Raw genomic sequence first — 22,002 nt, forward strand, 5'->3', positions numbered from 1 at the left:
CCAGAGTGTCAGATGCTCCGGTCGGCCGCCGCAACCGGGCTTTGACAGTATTGAGGCGTGCGTACAGTCTTCCGGCCCGACGAGGTCTCCTCCCGCCGCTTCTACCAGCTACTGACCGCGTCGGTGGTCCCCAGGCCCATCGCCTGGATCTCCACGGTGTCGGCCGACGGTGTGGCGAACCTCGCGCCCTACAGCTTCTTCACCGTCTCGTCCGTGGAACCGCCGGTCGTCCAGTTCACGTCCGTGACCCGCAAGGACAGTCTGCGCAACATCGAGGCCACCGGCGAGTTCGTCGTCAATCTGGCCACGGCACCGTTGGTCGATCAGGTCAACGGCAGCTCGGCGAGCTTCGAGCACGGCGTCAGCGAGTTCGAGGCCGTCGGCATCGAGAGCGAACCCAGTGCGATCGTCACGCCGCCGCGGGTAGCTGCCGCCCCGATCGCCATCGAAGCCACGCTGCACCGCGTCGTCGAGGTGGGAAACTGCTTCGTCGTCATGGGCAGCGTCGTCGCGGTGTCGGTTCGACCAGAATTTCTCGCCGAGGACGGCCTGCCCGAGTTCGAGACCATCGCACCGCTCAGTCGACTCGGCCGTACCGAGTGGGGACTGCCGCCCGAGGTTCGCGAGATCGAGCGACCTTCTTGATTCGCTGGCTGCTGCTGGTTCTCGTCACGGTCGCACTGACCGTCGGGGCCGATTGGCTCGGCGTGCCGTCGGCTGCGTTGTTCGTTGCACTGTTGGTGGCGATCGTGTTCGCGCTCGCCGGATGGGCTCCGACGACCGGAACCGAGCAAGCGCCGCTTCCCCGCAGACTCGGCATGGCAGCGCAGGCAATCCTCGGCGTCGAGATCGGCACGCTGGTCCAGAGCGACACTCTGAGCTCGCTGGGCGATACCTGGCTGCCGGTACTGCTGGCATGCATCGGCACCCTGTTGCTGTCGATCGCGGCCGGCGCACTGCTGGGGCTTCGTAAAGACATCGATTCACTGACCGGCTCCTTGGCGCTGGTTGCAGGCGGAGCCTCGGGATTGGTGGCGATCACCCAGGAGTTAGGCGGCGACGAACGCGTGGTCGCGGTGGTGCAATACCTGCGCGTCGTGCTGGTGACCACGACGCTGCCGCTGGTCGCAACCCTGGTGTTCGACGCCCAACCCGGACAATCGTCGGTCACCGCCGACGTGCACGAAGCGCTGTGGATCGATCTTGCGTTCGTCCTGATCTGCGGCGTCATCGGGGTAATGCTGGCCAAGGTGATCCGGCTGCCCGCCCCCGCCCTGCTCGGCCCGCTGATGATCGCCACGCTCGCCGACGTGCTCGGCGTCTCGTTCGACGCGTCCGTCCCGACGCTGTTGCTGTGGGCGGCGTACATCGTCATCGGCTGGCAGGCCGGACTGCGGTTCACCGTCGCCAGCTTGAAGTCGATCTCGCGGGTCCTGCCCGCATCGCTGATGTTGATCATCGCCGTCACCGTCTGCTGCGCGATGCTCGGCCTGTGGCTGGCGTCGGCGACGGGGACGAGCGGCTACGAGGGCTACCTCGCGACCACTCCCGGCGGGGTGTACGCGGTGCTGGCCATCGCCGCGTCGACCGGGGCGAACGTCACCTTCGTCGTGGCCGCCCAGGTGATCCGCGTGTTCATGATGTTGTTCGCAGTACCCGTCGGAGCCAAGGTGGTCCAGCGCTACCGACGCGGTCGGCCCGAGTGAGAGATCGACGCAACCCCATCGCAGCTTAGGGTCGGCTAACCTGTGCGGCATGGGTAAGTACCTCAAACCGGAGAACCCCGCGTTCTACCGCCTGACCGTGCTCGGGAGCGACCGAATCAGCCCCAGCTTCATCCGGGTGACCCTCGGCGGCGATTCGTTGTCGAACTTCCGCTACATGGGCTACGACCACTGGTTTCGCCTGTTCCTGCCGCAGCGGGGCCAGGACGAGCCGCGCATCCCCAGCGCCACCTCGATGCTCTGGTACGCCCAGTATCTGACGTTCTCCAAAGACACCAAGCCGGCGGTCCGCAACTACACCGTCAGCCGATACCGCGCTGCGGGAGAGGGCACGTACGGCGACGGCCCGGAGCTGGATGTGGACTTCGTGGCGCACGGCGAAGTAGATGGAGCCAGCGGAACCGGTGGTCACAGTGGGCCGGCGTCGTCGTGGGCTACCAGGGCGGTCCCAGGCGATCGCGTCGCGATCTTCGACGAAGGCCGCATCTACACGTTCGAGGGACAATCGAGCTGGCAGTTGCTCGTCGGCGACGAGAGTGCTGCCCCGGCGATTCTCGGCATTCTGCGGTCGTTGCCGGCCGACGTTCGGGTCAAGGCCTTCGTCGAAGTGCCCACCGAGGCCGACATCCAGAAGCAGGACGTGCACGCAGGCGTCGAAATCGAATGGATCGTGCGCCCCAACTCCCTGGCCAAGCCCGGCGAGGCCGCGTTGGCCGCGGTGCAGAAAGCCGAGCTTCCGGACGGCGATCCGTTCGTTTACGTAGCAGGGGAACAGGGGCTGGCGACGGGCCTGCGTAGATATCTGGTGAACGAGCGTTCCGTACCCAAGTCTCGGATCTGCTTCACCGGATACTGGAAGTTCGGTAAAGCCGCCCCGTAGCCCTCGATTAGTGTGACTTCACATGCCCGGCTCCGGAAAAGGTCATACCGTCGTCACCGACTCGGCAGCAGTCGACAGCGCACCGTACGCGTCGTTGCGTGCGCGGCCACTCCCCCGAGCGGAACGATACGAGCTGGGTCGACGCCTGCGCGACAAGGTCCCGATCGCATCGCTGGGCGACTGGACACCGCCGCCGGATCGTCCGGACCCGGTGCAGCAGATCGAGTACTCGCACCAAGGCCGGATCGAATGGCTCATCCCCACGCGCCTCGAGCGCATGGTCGAATCCCCGTACGGCTTCCTGCGCGGCACGGCCATCGTCATGGCTCGGGATGTCGCGATGCTGCCGTCCACCGGCATCAACCCGGTGATCAGCGGCGACGCCCACCTCGGAAACTTCGGGTTCTACGCCTCCCCCGAACGCGACCTCGTCATCGACCTCAACGACTTCGACGAAGCACACCCGGGTGCCTGGGAATGGGATCTACGACGCCTCGCCGCGAGCATCTGGGTGGCCGGCCGACAGAACGGACGCAGCGAGGATCGGTGCCGCGATGCCGTCGCCGCCTGCGTGTCCGCGTATCGAATCGAGGTCGCGCGCCTCGCCGACGAACCGCTGATGTCGCGGTCGTTCCAACGGTTGACGGCCGAGAAACTGCAACGGGACGCCACTGCGGGATCGTTGCGCAAGGAGATCAAACGCGCCACCAAGAAAGCGCGTCGACGCACCAGTGACCGCGTCCTGCCGCGATTCACCGAGGAACACGAGGGCACTCGCAGGATCGTCGAGGAGCCGCCGATCACCACTCGTATCTCGGCCGAGGACGAGGAGTTGCTGGCCGTCGGGCTGGACGAATACCTGCTCACCCTCACCCCGCATTGGCGTCGGGTGCTGGGGGGATACACGTTGATCGACGTCGCGCATCGCGTCGTCGGAGTCGGCAGTGTCGGGCTCCGGGCGTACGTGGCACTGCTCGAAGGCACCAGCGCGGACGACGTCGTGTTCCTGCAGCTCAAGCAGGCCAGGCGGTCGGTGCTCGCGCCATATGTGCACGGCGAATCGGCCTGGCACGACCACCAGGGACAACGCGTGGTGGAGTACCAGCAGGATCTGCAGACGGTCAGCGATCCACTGCTGGGGTGGTGCACGATCGCCGGACGGCAGTACTACGTGCGGCAGTTCCGCAACATGAAGGGGACGATCGACCTCTCGTCGATCGATGCACCCGCGCTGGTGGACTACGCGCGGGTAGTGGGGCGACTGCTCGCGAAGGGACACGCTCGCACCAGCGGCGCGTCGATGATCTCGGGATACACGGGCGATTCCGATGAACTCGACGTCGCACTGTGCCGATTCGCGCGACTCTACGCCGACCAAACCGAGGCCGATTGGGAGCGATTGAGCGCTACGCGCATGTGAGCGTGGAGCCCTCGGGTCGTTCCGCGGGCTCCACTCCCACCTCGTAGCCTGCTACGAATTTCCACTCACATGCGGCGAAGCCGCTCAAACGTGCTTGGCGACCAGATCGCCGACGCGCGGCAGTGCCTCGGTGACGTTCTTCTTCGCCGAGCCACGCAGGCTGCCGTAGAACTTCTTGACGACGGACTTGTCCGTCTCCTCGATGCGCGCATCGGTGACCGAGAGCAGAGCGTCGGACGCGGCATCTCCGTTGGCGGCGAGATACTCACCGAACGTGCCCTGCGGGGCGGCGTTGTACGACTGCCAGAACGGATCGAGCTTGTCGACGAAATCGGGCCACAGAGCCGAGACCGCATTGTCGATGTAGGACGGACCGACCTTCTTCACTGCGCCGTAGCCCCCCTTGACCGCGAGGCCACTGGCGCCCTTCTTGTCGGCTACCTCGGCGTCGATCAATGCCAGCACGTCGACGCGCAGAGCGTCGGCCTTCGACTCGTCGAGCAGCGAATCCTTCAGTGCAGCAACCACTTCGAACTTCCTCCCAGATGTGTCGGCGGCCCCACGCGGACCGGGCGCAACACTACCGCAGCAGTGCGTGGCAGCGCCGCACTCGCTCGATCCACCACTGGGTGCGCTCGGCGTCGGCACCGAGTTCGATCAACGCGTGCGGATCCGGCTCGACGCTCTGGACCGGATACGTTCCGTCGACCACCTCGGGTGCCGGTGCGACGTCGCGAACGAACAGGCTGCCCGTCCCCAGTCCGCAGGCGAATTCGAGATGCGGCAGCGCGGCGGCAGCGGCGAGCCCGGAGGCGATGCCCACAGCCGAATCGAGTGCACTCGACACGACCACCGGCACGCCGTACTCCCCCAGTTCGCCGGCCAGTTCGAGCAGTGCGCGCATGCCGCCGAGCGGAGCGACCTTGAGTACCGCGATGTCCGCGCCGCCGGCCCGCACGACCTTCATCGGGTCCTCGGCCCGGCGGATGCTCTCGTCCGCGGCCACCCGAACTCCCGGAGCCCGGCGGCGCAGCTCGACGAGCTCGGCGACCGTGGCGCACGGCTGCTCCGCGTATTCGAGTGGCCCGTCCGCAGTGAGAGCAGCCAACGCAGTGACTGCCTCGTCGACGGTCCAGCCCCCGTTGGCGTCGATCCGCACCCGCGGCACCAGCTCGCGCACCGCACGAACGCGAGCCACGTCGTCGGCCAGGCTCTGCCCCTTCTCGGCCACTTTTACCTTGGCCGTTTCGGCCCCGGGTGAGCGGCTCAGCACGCCCGCCACATCGGAGGCGTCGACTGCGGGCACGGTCGCGTTGACCGCGATGCGTCGACGCACCGCATTCGGTGGGCCCTCCCACGCGGCCTCGATCGCCGACGCCAACCACGGGGCGGACTCGACGTCGTCGTACTCGGGGAACGGAGAGAATTCACCCCACCCACCGGGACCACGAATCAACATCACCTCACGGGTGGTGATCCCACGGAACTTCGTCCGCATCGGCATCGAGAGCACGTGCGCACCGTCGAGCAGATCGTCGATCGGGGGAATCATTGCTGCCCCGGGAGCAACTGCACCATCAGTGCCTCGCAGTCGGCGAGCAGGTTGCCGTCCAGGTCCGTCAGCCTCGCGCTGATGAACGTCTTGCGACCCTCCACCTTGTCCACGGCACCCTCGACGACCAACTCGGTGTTCAGTGGGGTCACCTTGCGGTAGTTGATGTGCAGATATGCGGTCCTGCTGATGGGCCGACCGTACGCATGTTGGATCAGGCCGAAGAGGTCGTCGAACAGCAGCGGAAGGGTGCCGCCGTGCGCGGCGGCGTTGCCACCGAGGTGGAAGCGACGGAACATGCCACGGCTGCGGACGCCGTCGGCTGCGAATTTCTCGATGATCCACGGCGGCAGCAGCAGCGAACCCCGGCCCGGCAGAGCAGGTACCCGCCCCGCGGTCTGCTTGCCTTCGGCGACCACGTGCGGCTCCAACAACTCGATCAATTCTCGAGTCTTGCTCGCGGCTGCCTCGGTGACGTCTGCGGGTAGCGACGTGGACACGGCGAGATCCTGGACCGTGCGCAGTGCCTCGAGCAACTGTCCGTATTCCGGCCCCACCTTCGCCGGAACGAAACGCGGGAAGCCGCCGTGGTGGTCGTAATCGGGGTCGGAACTGCGGTCGAGCTGCATCGGATCGGTCATGACCTGCACGCTAGCTGCATCGCCCGGCCGCAGCGGATTCAGCCCTCGCCACCGTTAAGCTGGCCCACGTGACCTTCACTCCCGCACTGTGGCGTCCCGTTCCCGGCTTCGAAGATCTGACCGACATCACCTATCACCGCCACGTGTCCGACGCGACCGTGCGGGTGGCGTTCGATCGTCCCGAGATTCGCAACGCTTTTCGGCCGCACACCGTCGACGAGCTGTACCGCGCGCTAGAACACGCACGCGTGAGTTCGGACGTGGGAACGGTGCTGCTCACCGGCAACGGGCCGAGCAGCAAGGACGGCGGCTGGGCGTTCTGTTCCGGTGGCGATCAGCGTATTCGCGGACGAAGTGGCTACCAGTATGCGGACGGTGAAACGGCCGAGACGGTCGACAAGGCGCGCGCGGGCCGTCTGCACATTCTCGAAGTGCAGCGGCTGATCCGCTTCATGCCGAAGGTCGTCATCTGCCTCGTCAACGGGTGGGCAGCGGGTGGCGGTCACAGCTTGCACGTGGTGTGCGATCTGACGCTCGCAAGCCGCGAGCACGCTCGCTTCAAGCAGACCGACGCCGACGTGGGCAGCTTCGACGGTGGTTACGGCAGTGCGTACCTGGCCAAGATGGTCGGCCAGAAGTTCGCCCGAGAAATCTTCTTCCTCGGCGAGACGTACTCGGCCGAGGAAATGCACCGCATGGGCGCGGTGAACAAGGTGGTCGATCACGCCGAACTCGAGAACACCGCCATCGAGTGGGCCGCGAAGATCAACGCCAAGTCGCCGCAGGCGCAGCGGATGCTCAAGTACGCGTTCAACCTGCAGGACGACGGTCTCGTCGGCCAGCAGTTGTTCGCCGGTGAAGCCACCCGGCTGGCGTACATGACCGACGAGGCCGTCGAGGGACGCGATGCGTTCCTGGAGAAGCGCGAGCCCGACTGGTCGCCGTTTCCTCGATATTTCTGACGCTTCGTGACCCCGAACTCGCATCACCGCGATCGCGGTACTGCCGCGGGTGCTCTGTGGGCCTGGTTCACGCAGCCGTACGACTACCGCTGGATGGCGGACTTCCAGAACTCGCGGCCCACCGGAAAACTCATCCGATGGGTGATGGCGATCCTGACGCTGAACTACGGCGCTCTGGCGGTGGTGGCCCTCTTCTCCGACGGTGCCACGCGGAACGCCGCGGCGATCGGCTGGAAGGCATTCCTGGTCGTCATGGCGGTGGCGGTCGCGGCCGCGTGGATCGTCAAGCCGTTCCCGGGTCGTCTCGGGGTGGTGGCATTCGCGGTGTTCGCCGATCTGGGCACCGCGTCGTCGATCCTCGTCAACCCGATCGCCGACGCGATCCTGACGTGCGCGTTGTTCGCCGTCATCGGCACGTTCTGCACGTTCTTCGTCAGTCCACGGTGGCTGGTGGCTCACCTGATCTTCTCGGTGGCGTGCACCGTCGTTGCCGCGGCGGCGACGTACCGCACCGGCGACGTGGACGTCGCGTCACTGATCTTCCGGACCGACGTGGTGTTGCTCGCGATCGCCGGGGTGCCGCTCACCTCGCATCTGTTGGTCACCGTGTTGACCGACGACGCCCGCAGTTCGTTGCTCGATCCGCTCACCGGGTTGCTGAATCGGCGCGGGCTCGAATCGGTGATCCACGACGTCTGGTTGCTCGGCCGCGAGGAGGATCGCTGCTCGGCCGTCGTGGTCGTGGACATCGATCGCTTCAAAGCCGTCAACGACGACTACGGGCACGAGGAGGGAGACGCCGTCATCGTTCGCGTCGCCGAGCGTCTGGGCGCACACATGGGGAGATACGGCGTGATCGCGCGCACCGGCGGCGAGGAATACCTCGCCGTGGTCTCGACGTCGCGCCTACACATCGATGCGTTGATCCATGGTGTTCGACGAGCCATGCGCGATCCCGACGACGGCGTCGCCGTGACGGTCAGCGTGGGGGCAGCCATCCTGCACGCGAGTTCACCCCTGTGGGAGCAGAACCTCGACCTCGTGACGCGGGCGATGCGGGTGGCGGACTCGATGATGTACGAGGCCAAAGCAGCCGGCGGAAACCGGATCGTCACGACGGTGCTGTGATGCCACTGATCGATGCCACTGATCCGGGTCGTTCCGCAGGCTCCACTCTCGCTGTGACCATCCTGCGGCAGTGATGGTCGGTTGCGTGATATCCATGCGAGGTGGACATCCTCGCTGCACGTACCATCCTGCGCCCGGTCGACTACCGGAAGACCCTCGAGTTCTATCGAGACGGCCTGTCTCTTGCGGTGTGCCGTGAATATCCCGGCGGCACGGTGCTGTTCGCAGGCCAAGGGTTGATCGAGATCGCAGCGCACGGTGGCACCGAGGAGCCGGGTTCGTTCTCCGGGGCACTGTGGCTGCAGGTGCGCGACATCGATTCTGCCACATCGGAATTGGAGCAGGCCGGCATTGCGATCGTGCGGGCGGCGACCACCGAACCCTGGGGACTCATCGAGATGTGGATCGAGGATCCCGATGGAATCCCCATCGTGCTGGTGCAGATTCCGCAGGACCACCCACTCCGCCGGGATACTCGCTAGCCACCCGAGACGGTTCGCAGTACCGCCGACGCCGATTGCGGCCTCGACCACAGATATCCCTGCGCCAGAGTGCATCCGAGATCGAGAGCGGCGTCGGCCTGAGCTCGACTCTCGATCCCCTCGACGATCATCGTCAGCTCCAGATCCTTGGCGACCGAGGCCAACGACTTGATCATCGCCCGACCGGCCACGGTGTCGATGAACCGCGTCAGATGTCCGTCGATCTTGATGCCGTCCGGTTGCAACGTCACCAAGCGTTCGAGAGACGACCAGCCGGAGCCGAAGTCGTCGAGCAGGACGCGGAAACCCAGCCGGTGCACGTCGTCGATGTGCTTGCGCAACAACGGCCCTGGCGTCACCGACGAGGTCTCGGTGAGTTCGAGCGAAATGGATTTCGGCGACACCTCGGTCGACGCGATCGCGCGTTCGAGTTGGCCGACGCCGTCCGGATGCGCCAGATGACGTCCGGAAATGTTGACGGTCAGCCGCAGGTCCGGTCGGTGTACGTGCCACTTCTTCATCTCCACGGCTGCCTGCGCGAGCACGCTCAGATCCACGTCGATGATCAGTTCACTCGCCTCGGCGAACGGCACGAAGTCCGCGGGCACCACCAGACCCCGAGTGGGATGGTGCCAGCGCGCCAATGCCTCGAAGCCGACTATCTCCTCTGTCCGTAGGTCCACGATCGACTGGAACCACGGCACGATGTGACCGTCGGCGAGGGAGTCGGCGATGTCGTTGTCGCTGCCGAGTCGGGTGGATCCCGAGCCGACCCGCCGATGCAGATCGAGCTGCTCCTCGAGGACGGACGCGAACTGTTCGAGCTCCTGCATCTGGTCGTTGGAGAGGGGCCTCGAAGTGCGGTCGAGCAGACACAGAGTGCCGATCACCAGACCTTCTCGTCCGCGAAGCGGAACCGAGGCATAGGACTCGATGCCGTTCTCGTCGAGCAGCGCGCGTTGCCGGGTGGTCGCATCGACCCGGCCATGGGCGACGACCGCAGGCACTCCCGTGCGCACCACGTCGTCGCACAGGGTGTCGGCCCGAACCACGGTGGACATCGGTGGACCGCCGATGTTGACCAATGTGTACTGGGTGTCCTCGTCCAACACGTTCAGCTGGGCGATGGCGAATCCGACACTGCGTGCCGCGAATTCGACGGTGGAGCGCAACGCGGGTGTGGTTGCTTCCAGATCGAGGTAGCGGCGAGCCGAGTCGCTCTGCCGCCGGGACTGGGAGCGTGCGGTGTCGTGCACCTCACCGTCCACCAGCATCTCCTCGCAGCCGACATCCGGGCACGCTCTCGACCCGGGTGGAACCGAGTTTAACCGTGCACGAGCGGCAGACCGCAGGCAAACCCCATCTCGAGCTCGTCACAATGCCGGGAAGCGCGTGTGCAGGAGCCGATGACGCAACACAGCCGCGGCCACCCGTGCGCCTTCGTCGGTTGCGACGCGGTTGTCGGCCGAGCGGAACGCTCCAAGAGCGTCGAGTTCTGCGATCAACGTGTCCGCCAGAGTCTCGGCGTGCTCCGACTCCGGCTCCTCCCCCGCGTGGGTCCATCCCTCCGCACGCAACAGTCGAGCCGAATCGTCGGCCGTCGCCTGCGCGTCGGCGATGTCGTTGCCCAGGATCATCCGGGCCAGGAGAACCTCAGCAGCGATCGAGTCGGGGTGGTAGTCGCTGCCGACGATTCCCCCGGTGAGCACGCGCCACAATCCGTCCGAGCTCAGCTGCCGGGTGCGCGTCGTCGGTACCAGCCTGCCTGCGGACCGCCGCATCAACCGAAGTCGCATCACCAGACGCCGGAGAGCGAGAACCTTGTCGGTATCGAGTTCGCGTCCGACGAACTGCGGACGCTCGGCTACCGGAAAGACGGTGCGAGCGATCCGCGCCACCAGATCGTCCGGCAGATACCCGGCATCGGTCAGCGCCACGCCGTCGCCGATGCAGCCGATGAAGCTCTCGAGTCTGCGCACGCACCCGTACACCGGCTCGGCCGCCTCGTGCAGCGCCTCGCGCAAGCCCAGGTAGAGCTCGGCGCGTGGAGCGCTGTAACTGCTCCACAGTTCGATGCGGTGGTCGAGAAGTTGTTCGAGCAGAACGTCGTCGGTGTCGTTCTTGCCCTGATCCGAGGTCAGCACCGCGTCGGTCACGCCGCGGCGACGCGTCGCCCGTGCGGTGACTCCCAGTGGTCGGCCACCGGGCTTCGACGGCTCGAACTCACCGGCGATGGTCGCCACTTCGAGTGTCTCACCGATCTTTTCGACGATGGCCCGCTCGACCCCGGTCGGAGCGTCCTGCCACGTCACCAACTCGGTGTCGACTGCTCCGATACCGGATTGCTCGGTGGCGGCGCGATACTGCTGCAGCCAGATCGCATCGTCGGTGGCACGTACGAGCTCATCCGTCACGCCGCTGCGTGCGATCTCCGCATACGCGACGCGTCCCAGCCGCTCGAGCAGATCCCCGAGCGCACGGGCGATGTCGACGGCCCGGTCGGGGCCCTCGGCCGCGTGGCGCAGATAGATCCACAGAAATGTCTGTACGGAATGCTGTGTCGGCCCCGCAGGCGGCGACACCGCGGCCAGTCCGTCCCACCCGAGCCGGGCGTCGGCGGCAAGAGCCGGGTCGACGGAATCGAAGTACGACAGGGCGGCCGACACCGCATCATCCATACCCGATCCCTTCACGTCGTCCACTGTTCCACAATGCTTCGACCGGAGGAGACCACCGCCGTGCGCTACGCCACAGACGAAGTGGACATATAAGGCAAAAAGGTGAACTGGAGGTGAACTGGAGACGACTTCGCGGCACCCGAGAAGAACACTTCGCAAGAAATTTCCTCCAATGACCGTTCGTGTCCCACACTTTCCACCGTGAGCGCTGAATTTCTCGTACTTCTCGTGGTGGTCGTGACGGCCCTGGCCTTCGACTTCACCAACGGTTTCCACGACACCGCCAACGCCATGGCGACGTCGATCGCAACGGGGGCATTGAAGCCCAAGGTCGCGGTCACCCTGTCTGCCGTCCTCAACCTGGTCGGCGCCTTCCTGTCCGTAGAGGTCGCAGCCACCGTCGCGAAGGGGATCGTCAATCTCGGCGACACCGGCGGCCAGGCCCTGCTGACCATCATCTTCGCCGGCCTCGTCGGCGGCATTCTGTGGAACCTCGCCACCTGGCTGCTCGGCATCCCGTCGAGCAGCTCGCACGCACTGTTCGGCGGCCTCATCGGTGCCACCATGGCGGGCCTGGGAACCAGCGGCGTCGTGTGGGACGGGGTGTGGAGCAAGATCGTGTTGCCCGCCGTACTGGCCCCCATCGTCGCCGGCCTCGTCGCCACCGTCGGCACCTGGATCATCTACCGCATCACCAACGCAGTTCCCGAGAAATCCAAGGAGCGCGGATTCCGTTGGGGCCAGATCGGTTCGGCCTCACTCGTCTCCCTCGCCCACGGCACCAACGACGCCCAGAAGACGATGGGCGTGATCTTCCTGGCGCTCGTCGCCTACGGGACCGTCTCGCCGGACGCCGAAATGCCCCTGTGGGTCAAGGTCACGTGCGCCCTCGCCATCGCGTTGGGCACCTACCTCGGCGGCTGGCGCGTCATCCGCACCCTCGGTAAGGGCCTCGTCGAGATCGCATCCCCGCAGGGCATGGCAGCCGAGTCCTCATCTGCGGCAATCATTCTGACGTCGAGCCACCTCGGCCTCCCGCTCTCGACCACGCAGGTCGCGACCGGCTCGATCCTCGGATCGGGACTCGGCAAGCCCGGTGCCGCCGTGCGCTGGAACGTCGCAGGACGCATGGCCGTCGCCTGGGTCATCACCCTGCCGCTCGCCGGCGTGGTCGGCGCCGCATGCTGGCTGCTCGCCCACACGATCGGCGGTCTGCCCGGCATCCTCGTGGTCTTCGCCATCCTCGTCGGCCTGGCCACCGTCATGTACATCCGCTCGCGCCGCGAACCCGTCGATCCGGACAACGTGAACGCCGAATGGGACGGCGGACTCGTTCCTGCCGCCGCCGAAACCGACTCCCCCGCGAAGGTCTGAACATCATGGAAACCCTGAAGCACACACTCGATTCGCTCTGGCAGGTTGTTCTCGTCGGCCTGCTGCTCGGTGCCGGACTGCCCGCGATCTTCGCTTTCGGACTCAAGGCACTCTCGGTCGGTGAGCCCTCGGACGAGGCCACTGCCTCGGGCACCACACGCGTGGCCCGCCCGGCAGTGGCCACTGCCGCGGCCGTCCTCTGTTTCGCAGTGGTCGTCGTCGCCATCGTGGCCGGAATTCTCTTCATCATGAAGAACTTCCTCGACAGCACATTCGGCATCTCCGTCTTCTGACACACCCGAGAAGGGGTACAGCTCTCATGACCGACTCCACCAAGACCGCTTTCCCGGCCTCGGTGCTCGAATGGCTCCGAGCCGGATACCCCGAGGGCGTTCCGCCCAAGGACCGATTCCCGCTCGTCGCCCTTCTGCGCCGCGCCGCACTCACCGACGCACAGGTGCAGGAGATCGTTCTCGAACTGGTTTCTCCCGCCACCGGCGCACTCGACGACGGGGCCATTTCGACCGAGGAGATCGCGACGTACATCCGCGACCAGATCGACGCCGAGCCGACGGCCGAGGACATCTCCCGTGTCTCGGCACGACTGGCCGCCGGTGGCTGGCCGCTCGCGGATCCGGCTGCCCTGTAAGACCATGGCGGTCCCGTCGTTCCTCCACTCGATCGTCGAGTGGCTCCGCGGCGGGTATCCCGACGGGGTACCCGAAGCGGATTACGTTCCCCTCCTTGCCCTTCTGAATCGGCGACTGTCCGACGACGAAGTGCAGTCGGTGATGGATGCCCTCATCGCCGACGGCCAGCTACCTGCCGACAAGGCAGGAATTTCCGTCACCATCACCAAGGTCACCAACGAGCTGCCCCGAGAAGAGGACGTCAATCGGGTGCGCGCGAACCTCGCCGCCGGGGGTTGGCCTCTGGCCGACCCGTTCACGATCCGGCGCAAGGACTAATCTCGCCAGTGTGCTCGAGAGCGTTCCCATTCCAGCAGGCTCGGCCGCGGCAGACATCCTGCCGCGGCTGAGCCGTCTGCTGGCCGGCGACGGCCCGGCCGTCCTCCCCGTCCCCGCCGACGATCCACGCGAGATCCGTCGCCTGCACGACGCGTTGGCCCCCGGAACCCCCATCGACGACGACGTCGCATTGGTCGTCGCGACGTCGGGGACGACGGGAATTCCCAAGGGTGCCATGCTTTCTGCGTCCGCACTGGTCGCGTCGGCGACGGCAACAGAGGAGCGACTCGGCGGGCCCGGCTCATGGCTGCTGGCGTTGCCCGCACACCACATCGCCGGGATGCAGGTGTTGCTGCGCAGCGTGCTCGCCGGCACGTCGCCGGTGATCATGGACGTATCTGCCGGCTTCGACCCGGCCGCGTTGATCGAGGCCGTGGGACGGATGTCGGGTCCGCTGCGCTACACCTCCCTGGTGCCCGGCCAGTTGGTCAAAGCACTCGAGAACCCCGAGGCCACTGCTGCACTGGCATCACTGGACGCCGTGTTGCTCGGCGGCGCTGCCACGCCGATTCCGTTGCGCGAGAGAGCCATTGCCGCGGGCGTTCGATTGGTACGCACCTACGGCATGAGCGAAACCGCGGGCGGCTGTGTGTACGACGGAGTTCCGTTGCACAGCACCGTCGTTCGGATCGACGACGGACGAGTGGTTCTGGGCGGGCGGACTCTGGCCTCGGGCTATCGCGGATTACCCGATCACCCGGCGTTCGCCGAGCCGGGATGGTTCCGCACGGACGACGCAGGCACGATGATCGACGGGGTGCTGAGCATCACCGGTCGACTCGACGAGGCCATCTCGACGGGCGGCTTGACCGTCGTACCGCAGGTGGTCGAAGCCGCGCTGGCAACGCATCCCGCTGTCCGCGAGTGCGCTGTCGTCGGATTGCCGGATGAGCGCCTCGGCCAGAAGGTGGTGGTAGCAGTGGTTGCCTCTGCGCCGGTGACGTTGGCGGAGTTGCGCTCTCACGTCGAGCAGTCGCTCGATGCCACCGCTGCACCGCGGGAGCTGTTCCTCGTCGACGCACTGCCGACCCGAGGCCCGGGCAAACTGGACCGCGCGGGATTGCGAGCCGCGTTGGCAGCGCGGTGAGAGCACCCGACGCGCGTATCCGTCAGGACACGATTCGACCGTCCTCGAGTCGCACGACTCGGTCGGCCGCGGCCAACACCTCGGGATCGTGAGACACACACGCAATGGCAACTCCGCGCATCGTCTCCTCACGCATGACGGCTCGAATCCGTTGTCCACTGGCGGCGTCGAGACCTGTCGTGGGTTCGTCGAGCAACAGGAGATCGGCCCGGCGGGCCACACCCTGCGCCAGTAGGGTCCGCTGACGCTGCCCTCCGGACAGGTCGGCGAACGGCATGCCGGTCAGTTCCGCGATGTCGAGGCGCTCGAGAGCGTCGCGCACCGATGCCCGAGCCTCGGTGTTCATCGGACGCCACCGGCCGAGGCGTCCCCACGCACCCACTGCCACGACGTCCCATACGGTCAACGGCAACCGATCCGGCACAGCAGCGCGCTGCGGAACGAATGCAATTGCGCGAGTTGCGCTTCGGGTCCCGCCCGTCAGTGGCCGGGTGCCGGCGACCACCTCGAGCAACGTGGACTTGCCGGCACCGTTCGGCCCTGCGATGGCCGTGAGCCGACCGGGTAGCAGGTCCAGATCGACGCCTGCGAGTGCCGTGTGGCCGGAGAACTCGACGCGGACGCCCCGGAGGCGAGCGAACTGGGACGACGCGCTGACAGCTGAGGTGTTCACATTGCCACCATACGATTTTGAATATCGTTATCAATCTCATTAAGCTCCCGAATGTGCCATTTCAGACAATCGACGCGCTGTTCGAGCCGTTCGACCTCGGTTTCGTACAACGCGCCCTGTTCGGCGGAGCCCTGGTCGCCGTGCTGTGCGGGGTGGTCGGAACGTGGGTGGTGATCCGCGGCATGGCATTTCTGGGTGAGGCGCTCGCACACGGAATGCTGCCCGGTGTCGCTCTCGCGACCGTTCTCGGAGTTCCGGTGATGATCGGCGGCGCACTGAGCGCGGTCGCCATGAGCCTCGGGATCACCGCGCTGCAACGCCGCGGAACACTGTCCTACGACACGAGCATCGGGATGTTGTTCGTGTCCATGTTGGCGCTCGGCGTCATCGTCATCTCCCACTCGGGGAGCTTCGCCACCGACGCCACGTCCATACTGTTCGGCGACATTCTTGCCATCTCGCACACGGACCTCTATCTCCTGGCAGGAGCGGCCGCACTCGGAGTTGCTGTCGCGGCGCTGTTTCATCGACCGCTGGTCGCCGTTGCGCTGGACCCCCGAATTGCCTCGGTGCTCGGACTCGGGCCGCGCTCGGCTCAAGCAGTTCTCGTCGCACTCGTGACGCTGGCAGTCGTCGCGTCGTACCAAGCCGTCGGCTCGCTGCTGGTCGTCGGACTCCTGCTCGCCCCTGCCGTCGCCGCCGGGCAGTGGACCACCCGCATTCCCACTCGAATGCTGGTGGCGGCCGCCCTCGGCGTGCTGTCCGTATTCGGCGGCCTACTGATCTCCTGGCACGCGGCCACCGCCGCCGGTGCCTCCGTGGCGGCGACCGCGATCGCGGTGTCCGGCCTGTCGTACGCGATACGCAGTGCCGTCACCGCCATCCGTCCTCGCCCCACTTCACCCGAAAGGAACACGTGCGCACCCGCATCCTGACCACCACAATCGCCGTCGGTGCCCTCGTTCTCGCATCGACGGCCTGTTCCTCGGAGACGAACCTGCCACGCACGGACGAACCCGCAGGCGAAGGCCACGGGGCAATAGCCGGTGCCGCCGAACTCGCCGAACCGCGGCTCGGGCTCACGTCCGTGGACCCGACGGGGCGGGTGTCCCATCGCGATCTGCTCGACGACACCGTCACCGATCTCGGGACCATCGGAGCCCCGCAGGCTCTGCACACCGACGGCCGCTACCTGTTCGTGCAGACCGACGCGGGCGTCGAGATCGTCGACAGCGGGGTCTGGACCTGGGACCACGTCGACCATTTTCACTACTACCGCAGCGAGCCTCGACTGCTCGGCACGGTCGGCGGCTCAGGTTCGGCAACCGTTGCCACGTCCAACCTTTCGACTTCGGGAGGTACCGGACTGTTCTTTGCCGACTCCGGCGAGGCTGTGCTGCTCGACACCGAGGCCCTGTCGAAAGGCACAGTCGTGGAACGATTCCGAAAGGTCACCACGCCCGGTGCCGGAACGGTCGTTCCCGTCGGCACTTTCGCGCTCGTGACCGAGGGCTCCGGTCCGTCGACCTCGGTCGTCGGGTACACCGCCGACGGCGAACGCACCGGGCCGGTCGAGCCGTGCCCGCAGGCCCGCGGCACGATCACCACCAGGGTCGGTGCCGTGATCGAGTGCGCAGACGGCGCACTGCTCGCCTCGGCCACCGGTGACGAATTGGCGGTCGAGAGAATCCCCTACCCGGCCGGCGCTACCGCCGCGGCAGCGACGTCGTTCGACAACCGCGAGGGCCGCCCCACGGTCGCAGGTTCTGCCGGTGCAGAGGGCATTTGGATGCTGGATACCCGCGAACGGTCGTGGTCCCTACTCCCGGCACCGGCACCCCTGGTGCACGTCACCGCCGTGGACGATGCGGACGAGCACGTGCTGGCCCTCACCGAGGATGGCCGAGTCCTGATACTCGACGGCAACAACGGTGCAATTCTGGCCGAAACCGAACCGCTGGTGGCCGAATCACTCGAGGCCGGCGCGTCCCCGACTCTCGTCGCCGACGATCAGCGCGCCTATCTCAGCGCCCCGACCGAACGACGGCTGTACGAAATCGACTACGCCGACGGTGCCCGCATAGCGCGGACCTTCGACACCGCGACCGAACCGGCCTTCACCGCGGAGACCGGACGATGACGAGCGGACGCGTCGGCCGTTTCTCATCGGCAGTGGCGGTGGCCGCAGCAATCGGACTGTGCCTGAGCGGCTGCTCCGCCGACGGTGACGACCGCCCGGTGGTGATCGTGTCGACGAACATCCTCGGCGACGTCGTGCAGCAGCTCGTCGGCGACGAGGCAGACGTGGTGACGCTGATGAAGCCGAACGCCGACCCGCATTCCTTCGAGATCTCGGCGCAGGAAGGTGCCCGCCTACGCACGGCAGACCTGATCGTCTCCAATGGTCTCGGCCTCGAGGAAGGTCTACAGCAACACCTCGACGAGGCAACGGCGGAGAACGTGCCCACCTTCGTCGCGGGCGACGCCATCGACGTCCTCGAGTACACGGAAGGGGACGCCGCAGGCAGTCCCGATTCGCACTTCTGGACCGATCCCGCGCGCATGACAGCCGTCGTCGACGCCCTCGAGCCGGCGCTCGCCGAGCTGGACGGTGTCGATTCTGCCGAAATCAGCGACCGCACAGCAGGTTACCGGCTGCAGTTGAAGGGGCTCGACGACGACATGAGCGCCACCTTCGCTGCGATCCCGGATCAGCGCCGCGCACTCGTCACCAATCACCATGTATTCGGTTATCTCGCAAACCGTTTCGATTTCACGGTGATCGGGGCAGCCATTCCCGGCGGCACCACCCTGGCGGCACCGTCTGCTTCCGATCTGGCCGAACTCGTCGGAGCCATCGAAAAGACCGGTGTTCCTGCGATATTCGCGGAATCGTCATCTCCGGATCGTCTCGTCCAGGCCTTGGCGAGTGAGGCCGACATTCGCGTCACTGTGATCGAACTGTTCACCGAATCCCTCACCGCACCCGACGGCGGTGCCCCCGACTACCTCACCATGATGCGCGTCAACACCGAGCGCATCTCCGATGGACTCACCAGCTGACCGATTCGTCACACAGAAAAGGAACAATCATGCGTATCAACGATTTTCGAAGGGCGAGCGTCACCGCGCTCGCCCTCGGTGCGGTAGCGACCCTGGCGGCCTGCTCCTCCGGCACCACCCCCGCCGCCGAATCCACATCGATTGCGGCCGGGCCACGGGTCGCAGTGTCCTACGAAGGCGGCCTTCGGGTGCTCGACGCCGAGACGTTCGAGACCGTCGCTGATTTCGACTCCGAGGAGTACACGCGCCTCAACCTCGCCGGCGACGACCGCAACGTCATGGTCACCACGAGCGAGGGCTTCCGTGTGCTCGACACCGCGGCCGGGACGACCGAGCAACCGCAACTGACCGACACCGTCTTCGAAGCCGAGAAGCCCGGTCACGTCGTACGACACGGCGGCAAGACCATCCTGTACGCCGACGGCACCAGCGACACCACGATCTTCGACACCGCAGCGCTCGAATCCGCAGACGGGCTCCCGGAGACCGAGAGCATCCCCGGTGTCGACGCGCACCACGGCGTCTCGATCGTCCTCGAAGACGGCACGTTTCTCACCACGGTCGGGAACTCGAACGGCCGCACCGGCATCGAGGTTCGTGACGCATCGGGAGCGGTCGTCGCCAAAAACGATCAGTGCCCCGGCGTCCACGGAGAGGGAACAGCGGAAGGCGAGATCGTCGTCTTCGGTTGCGAGAACGGCGCTCTGATCTACGACAAGGGCCAGATAACCAAGCTCGACGCTCCGGACCAGCCCTACGGACGGACGGGCAACGCGTATGTGAGCGAGACCAGCCCCCTCATCGTCGGAGACTACAAGGACGACCCGGACGCAGAGGGCTCACTCCTGCACGCGGTCACCGTCATCGACCCCGCGGCCAAGACCCTCGACGTCGTGAAGCTCCCCGACGGTGCCGAATACACCTGGCGCGGAGTCGCCCGAGGCCCCGGCGACCTGGCCTACATCATCGGATCGGACGGCGCAGTCCACGTATTCGACCCGACGACAAAGACATTCACCGCCTCGTACCCCGTCATCGACGCCTGGGAAGGTCCCGCGAAATACCAGGACGCCCACCCCGGCATCTCCATCGCGGGTGACACCGCCTACGTCACCGAACCGGCCGGCAACAGCATCCACGCCGTCGACCTCACCTCCGGAAACGTCACCGAGAGCAAGCAACTCGATGTCACGCCCAACGAATTCGTCGTCGTGACTGCCTGACCCTGCAACCGGGGACGCAGAAATCCACTCTGCGTCCCCGGGTTCGGCTACCCCGTCCGATCCGGCGGACCGTCGACCACAGGTGTGCCTTGGTGATGCACCAGTTCCCATCCATCGGAGGTGCGTCGCCAGATCGACGATCGACGGGCTCGACGTCCCGACCGTCGTGACGTCCACTGCACCAGAACGACACCCACGTCCAGTATCCGTCCGGAGAGATCGTGGACCTCGATGATGCCGTCGTCCGCACTTTCTCCGCCCAACAGCTCGAGTATCGACTGCTTGGTCCACACCACCCCCGATGCTCCGATCTCGACGAAATCGTCCGCGAGCAGCGCCACGAATCTGCTTCTGTCAGCCCGAGTCTCGGCCCGCTGCAGCTGCCGCTCCAGCTCCAACACCTGGCCGACCTCGTCGTTCTCCGGCACCGATGTCAACCCGCCATTTTCTCGTACAGCCGCTCGACGTCGGCGTCGGACCATCCCGCCGGTTCGAGAATGTCGGCCCACATGCGCACTGCGTCGGCTCCGTAGCTGTGGCCGTGCCCGTCGTCGACGTCGGTGGAGAACACCTGGTCGAAGGTCAATTGCCAGAACGTCACGAACGGGAACCACTGCACTCCCGGATCGACGTCGGTGCCGCGGGGTTCCCGCAGCCAGTCGGGCCTGCCGAGGATCAGATCGGGTGACCACCACACGATCGGGTCGGATGCGTGCTGCCAGTAAACGATTCGCGGCTCTTCCCACGGACCACCGATGTCGAGATCCCCGGACGAACTCGCGAATCGCACGTGCTCTCCGCCGTCGATGACAGGCAGGATCTCGCGGGAACCGGCGTCGCGTCCGCTCGTGATACGCGCCCACTGAGGCGTGAAATTGGGGTTGCCGACCCACAGAGCGCCGTCGATACGAGCGATCATGTCCTGCGCACCGCTGAATGCATCCTGCCCGCCGTAGGCACCGAGGCTCTCGCCGAACAACACCAACTTGGGTCGTGAATCTTCCGGGAGTTCGCTCCACACCGCGTAGATCGCCTCGAAGAGGGCTCGTCCGGCATCCTGCGGGGTCTGCCGGTCGGCCAGAAATGCCATCGGGCTCGGCAGGAACGAGTACTGCATCGACGCAATCGCCGAATTTCCGTCGTACAGATACTCGAGAGGGCCGGCGACGGATTCGTTGACCCAGCCACGTCCGGTGGTGGTCGCGACACCGAGCACGGCCCGTGAGAATGCGCCGGTAAGTTCGAGTTCGGCCACCACCCGCTCTGCCACACCCTCGACCGTTTCGGCCGACTCGACACCGGCGTACACGCGGATCGGTTGCACTGCAGGCCTTCCGGTGAAGTCACTGATCTCGTCGGGCGATGCCCCGGAGACCACGAAGCGTCGCCCCTCCTGCCCCAGCGAATCCCAGTCCTCGTTCGACGCATCGGACCCCGACAGTTCTGCTGCATCAGGCTTTTCCACACCCTCGTGGTTGCCGCGGTCGGCGGTCGACGCCGACTTCTCCGCGCCGGCCACGATCCCCCGGATCAGGGCACCATTGACGGCGAACACCACCAGCAGGGCAACCACGATCACGCTGGCGATCCTCGCCAACGGCCTCGGTACGTACTGCTTCGCCCATCGCGTCAGTGCCCGAGTCGCTCTGCGCAGCAGGCGGGCGAGAGCAAGCACCGCCACCGCTACCACCAACGAGAGCACCAGCACCGCGATGTACAGGGGTCTGCCGGGGTCCTCCACACCGACCAGCCTGCGGACGATCTGCTGCCACCACGATCCCAAGATCAGGAACAGCGGAATCACCACCACCGCAGCCGCGGCCAACGCCCACCACCCACGTCGACGCCACTGCTCCGACCAGTTCGGTGACACTCCGCAGCGCCGGACCACCCAGGCAACGAGGCACCCCACGCCGTACCCGATCGCGACGCTGATCCCCGTGGCCACCGCCTGCAGGTACCACACACGAGGTAGCAGAGACGGAGTCATCGACAGCGCGAAGAACACCAGAGCGAAGAAGATCCCCACCGGATGTAGTGCGCGACAGTACCGATCCGCTCGCGAATCCCGCCAATACGAACGTATC

The 22,002-nt window shown here is 66.2% G+C and carries 24 protein-coding genes; 16 read left to right on the top strand and 8 right to left on the bottom strand.

Annotation, left to right across the window (positions count from 1 at the left end):
• The first annotated feature begins 57 nt into the window (after positions 1-57).
• The 4 genes from AB0P23_RS16645 to AB0P23_RS16660 are packed head-to-tail and all read left to right on the top strand — an operon-like array spanning position 58 to position 4,024.
• Complete coding sequence (locus AB0P23_RS16645) at positions 58-645, top strand: flavin reductase family protein (RefSeq protein ID WP_032365245.1); 588 nt, start codon at positions 58-60, stop codon at positions 643-645.
• Positions 642-1,706 (top strand): AbrB family transcriptional regulator, encoded by a 1,065-nt coding sequence (locus AB0P23_RS16650; protein WP_363798336.1) that lies wholly within the window; start codon positions 642-644, stop codon positions 1,704-1,706. Before AB0P23_RS16645 ends, AB0P23_RS16650 begins: the two co-directional genes overlap by 4 nt.
• 49 nt (positions 1,707-1,755) lie before the next feature.
• Positions 1,756-2,604: a siderophore-interacting protein gene (locus AB0P23_RS16655; protein ID WP_363798339.1), complete on the top strand. Its 849-nt coding sequence runs from the start codon at positions 1,756-1,758 to the stop codon at positions 2,602-2,604.
• Between the two features lie 22 nt (positions 2,605-2,626).
• Positions 2,627-4,024: a DUF2252 domain-containing protein gene (locus AB0P23_RS16660; protein ID WP_027498295.1), complete on the top strand. Its 1,398-nt coding sequence runs from the start codon at positions 2,627-2,629 to the stop codon at positions 4,022-4,024.
• 84 nt (positions 4,025-4,108) lie between these two features.
• On the opposite strand, the gene AB0P23_RS16665 is transcribed toward AB0P23_RS16660, so the two are convergent.
• The 3 genes from AB0P23_RS16665 to AB0P23_RS16675 are packed head-to-tail and all read right to left on the bottom strand — an operon-like array spanning position 4,109 to position 6,217.
• On the bottom strand, positions 4,109-4,552 hold the full coding sequence (locus tag AB0P23_RS16665) for a hypothetical protein (RefSeq protein WP_206498029.1): 444 nt from the start codon (positions 4,550-4,552) through the stop codon (positions 4,109-4,111).
• Positions 4,553-4,604: 52 nt separating this feature from the next.
• Entirely contained in the window at positions 4,605-5,576 is a 972-nt protein-coding gene (locus AB0P23_RS16670) for an o-succinylbenzoate synthase (protein ID WP_032375579.1), read from the bottom strand.
• Entirely contained in the window at positions 5,573-6,217 is a 645-nt protein-coding gene (locus AB0P23_RS16675) for a PaaI family thioesterase (protein WP_027498298.1), read from the bottom strand. Before AB0P23_RS16675 ends, AB0P23_RS16670 begins: the two co-directional genes overlap by 4 nt.
• Before the next feature lie 68 nt (positions 6,218-6,285).
• On the opposite strand from AB0P23_RS16675, the gene AB0P23_RS16680 reads away from it, so the two are divergent.
• The 3 genes from AB0P23_RS16680 to AB0P23_RS16690 all read left to right on the top strand — a co-directional run bounded on the left by AB0P23_RS16680 (position 6,286) and on the right by AB0P23_RS16690 (position 8,789).
• Positions 6,286-7,179 (top strand): 1,4-dihydroxy-2-naphthoyl-CoA synthase, encoded by an 894-nt coding sequence (locus AB0P23_RS16680; protein ID WP_027498299.1) that lies wholly within the window; start codon positions 6,286-6,288, stop codon positions 7,177-7,179.
• A 6-nt stretch (positions 7,180-7,185) separates the two neighbouring features.
• Positions 7,186-8,307 (top strand): GGDEF domain-containing protein, encoded by a 1,122-nt coding sequence (locus AB0P23_RS16685; protein ID WP_230593370.1) that lies wholly within the window; start codon positions 7,186-7,188, stop codon positions 8,305-8,307.
• A gap of 101 nt (positions 8,308-8,408) precedes the next feature.
• A complete protein-coding gene (locus AB0P23_RS16690) occupies positions 8,409-8,789 on the top strand; it encodes a VOC family protein (protein WP_032369747.1) in 381 nt (126 codons plus the stop codon).
• Here the strand turns inward: AB0P23_RS16690 and AB0P23_RS16695 are convergent.
• Both AB0P23_RS16695 and AB0P23_RS16700 read right to left on the bottom strand, forming a co-directional pair.
• Positions 8,786-10,057: an EAL domain-containing protein gene (locus AB0P23_RS16695; RefSeq protein ID WP_230593371.1), complete on the bottom strand. Its 1,272-nt coding sequence runs from the start codon at positions 10,055-10,057 to the stop codon at positions 8,786-8,788. The genes AB0P23_RS16690 and AB0P23_RS16695 overlap by 4 nt on opposite strands.
• Before the next feature lie 105 nt (positions 10,058-10,162).
• Positions 10,163-11,491, bottom strand: coding sequence for a hypothetical protein (locus AB0P23_RS16700; RefSeq protein WP_230592925.1), 1,329 nt, complete (start codon positions 11,489-11,491; stop codon positions 10,163-10,165).
• A gap of 177 nt (positions 11,492-11,668) precedes the next feature.
• Between AB0P23_RS16700 and AB0P23_RS16705 the strand changes: the two genes are divergently transcribed.
• From AB0P23_RS16705 to menE, 5 genes are read left to right on the top strand one after another with little or no spacing between them, the layout of a single operon-like run.
• Positions 11,669-12,841: an inorganic phosphate transporter gene (locus tag AB0P23_RS16705; RefSeq protein WP_027498304.1), complete on the top strand. Its 1,173-nt coding sequence runs from the start codon at positions 11,669-11,671 to the stop codon at positions 12,839-12,841.
• Between the two features lie 5 nt (positions 12,842-12,846).
• Positions 12,847-13,134 carry a hypothetical protein gene (locus tag AB0P23_RS16710; RefSeq protein ID WP_027498305.1) on the top strand — a complete coding sequence of 96 codons (288 nt, stop codon included), beginning with the start codon at positions 12,847-12,849 and terminating at the stop codon, positions 13,132-13,134.
• A 26-nt stretch (positions 13,135-13,160) separates the two neighbouring features.
• Entirely contained in the window at positions 13,161-13,490 is a 330-nt protein-coding gene (locus tag AB0P23_RS16715; RefSeq protein ID WP_027498306.1) for a DUF3349 domain-containing protein, read from the top strand.
• A 4-nt stretch (positions 13,491-13,494) separates the two neighbouring features.
• Entirely contained in the window at positions 13,495-13,809 is a 315-nt protein-coding gene (locus AB0P23_RS16720; protein WP_027498307.1) for a DUF3349 domain-containing protein, read from the top strand.
• Positions 13,810-13,819: 10 nt separating this feature from the next.
• Positions 13,820-14,956 carry an o-succinylbenzoate--CoA ligase gene (gene menE, locus AB0P23_RS16725; protein WP_032399439.1) on the top strand — a complete coding sequence of 379 codons (1,137 nt, stop codon included), beginning with the start codon at positions 13,820-13,822 and terminating at the stop codon, positions 14,954-14,956.
• 22 nt (positions 14,957-14,978) lie between these two features.
• Here the strand turns inward: menE and aztA are convergent, their stop codons facing one another.
• A complete protein-coding gene (aztA, locus tag AB0P23_RS16730) occupies positions 14,979-15,629 on the bottom strand; it encodes a zinc ABC transporter ATP-binding protein AztA (RefSeq protein ID WP_032399440.1) in 651 nt (216 codons plus the stop codon).
• Between the two features lie 53 nt (positions 15,630-15,682).
• Here aztA and aztB point away from each other — a divergent pair, with 53 nt between their 5' ends.
• The 4 genes from aztB to aztD are packed head-to-tail and all read left to right on the top strand — an operon-like array spanning position 15,683 to position 19,915.
• Positions 15,683-16,564, top strand: coding sequence for a zinc ABC transporter permease AztB (aztB, locus tag AB0P23_RS16735; protein WP_206498030.1), 882 nt, complete (start codon positions 15,683-15,685; stop codon positions 16,562-16,564).
• Entirely contained in the window at positions 16,546-17,769 is a 1,224-nt protein-coding gene (locus AB0P23_RS16740) for an ABC transporter (RefSeq protein ID WP_206498031.1), read from the top strand. The genes aztB and AB0P23_RS16740 overlap by 19 nt, the downstream gene beginning before the upstream one ends.
• Complete coding sequence (gene aztC, locus AB0P23_RS16745) at positions 17,766-18,692, top strand: zinc ABC transporter substrate-binding protein AztC (RefSeq protein WP_032386212.1); 927 nt, start codon at positions 17,766-17,768, stop codon at positions 18,690-18,692. The genes AB0P23_RS16740 and aztC overlap by 4 nt, the downstream gene beginning before the upstream one ends.
• 29 nt (positions 18,693-18,721) lie before the next feature.
• A complete protein-coding gene (aztD, locus tag AB0P23_RS16750) occupies positions 18,722-19,915 on the top strand; it encodes a zinc metallochaperone AztD (protein ID WP_179274505.1) in 1,194 nt (397 codons plus the stop codon).
• Positions 19,916-19,962: 47 nt separating this feature from the next.
• On the opposite strand, the gene AB0P23_RS16755 is transcribed toward aztD, so the two are convergent.
• Together AB0P23_RS16755 and AB0P23_RS16760 are read right to left on the bottom strand one after the other, a co-directional pair.
• Complete coding sequence (locus AB0P23_RS16755; RefSeq protein ID WP_032365236.1) at positions 19,963-20,343, bottom strand: DUF4440 domain-containing protein; 381 nt, start codon at positions 20,341-20,343, stop codon at positions 19,963-19,965.
• Between the two features lie 5 nt (positions 20,344-20,348).
• Positions 20,349-21,905, bottom strand: a complete 1,557-nt coding sequence (locus AB0P23_RS16760; RefSeq protein WP_206498064.1) for an alpha/beta hydrolase — start codon at positions 21,903-21,905, stop codon at positions 20,349-20,351.
• Positions 21,906-22,002 lie beyond the last annotated feature (97 nt).

This window comes from Rhodococcus sp. NPDC077669 (assembly GCF_040686915.1).
GTDB classification, from domain to species: domain Bacteria; phylum Actinomycetota; class Actinomycetes; order Mycobacteriales; family Mycobacteriaceae; genus Rhodococcoides; species Rhodococcoides fascians.

Coding starts and splice junctions, on each gene's coding strand:
- AB0P23_RS16660 (WP_027498295.1), top strand. CDS start 2,627: ATGCCCGGCTCCGGAAAAGGTCATACCGTCGTCACCGACTCGGCAGCA.
- AB0P23_RS16710 (WP_027498305.1), top strand. CDS start 12,847: ATGGAAACCCTGAAGCACACACTCGATTCGCTCTGGCAGGTTGTTCTC.
- aztC (WP_032386212.1), top strand. CDS start 17,766: ATGACGAGCGGACGCGTCGGCCGTTTCTCATCGGCAGTGGCGGTGGCC.
- AB0P23_RS16670 (WP_032375579.1), bottom strand. CDS start 5,576: ATGATTCCCCCGATCGACGATCTGCTCGACGGTGCGCACGTGCTCTCG.
- AB0P23_RS16675 (WP_027498298.1), bottom strand. CDS start 6,217: ATGACCGATCCGATGCAGCTCGACCGCAGTTCCGACCCCGATTACGAC.
- AB0P23_RS16655 (WP_363798339.1), top strand. CDS start 1,756: ATGGGTAAGTACCTCAAACCGGAGAACCCCGCGTTCTACCGCCTGACC.
- AB0P23_RS16720 (WP_027498307.1), top strand. CDS start 13,495: ATGGCGGTCCCGTCGTTCCTCCACTCGATCGTCGAGTGGCTCCGCGGC.
- AB0P23_RS16760 (WP_206498064.1), bottom strand. CDS start 21,905: ATGACTCCGTCTCTGCTACCTCGTGTGTGGTACCTGCAGGCGGTGGCC.
- aztD (WP_179274505.1), top strand. CDS start 18,722: ATGCGTATCAACGATTTTCGAAGGGCGAGCGTCACCGCGCTCGCCCTC.
- AB0P23_RS16715 (WP_027498306.1), top strand. CDS start 13,161: ATGACCGACTCCACCAAGACCGCTTTCCCGGCCTCGGTGCTCGAATGG.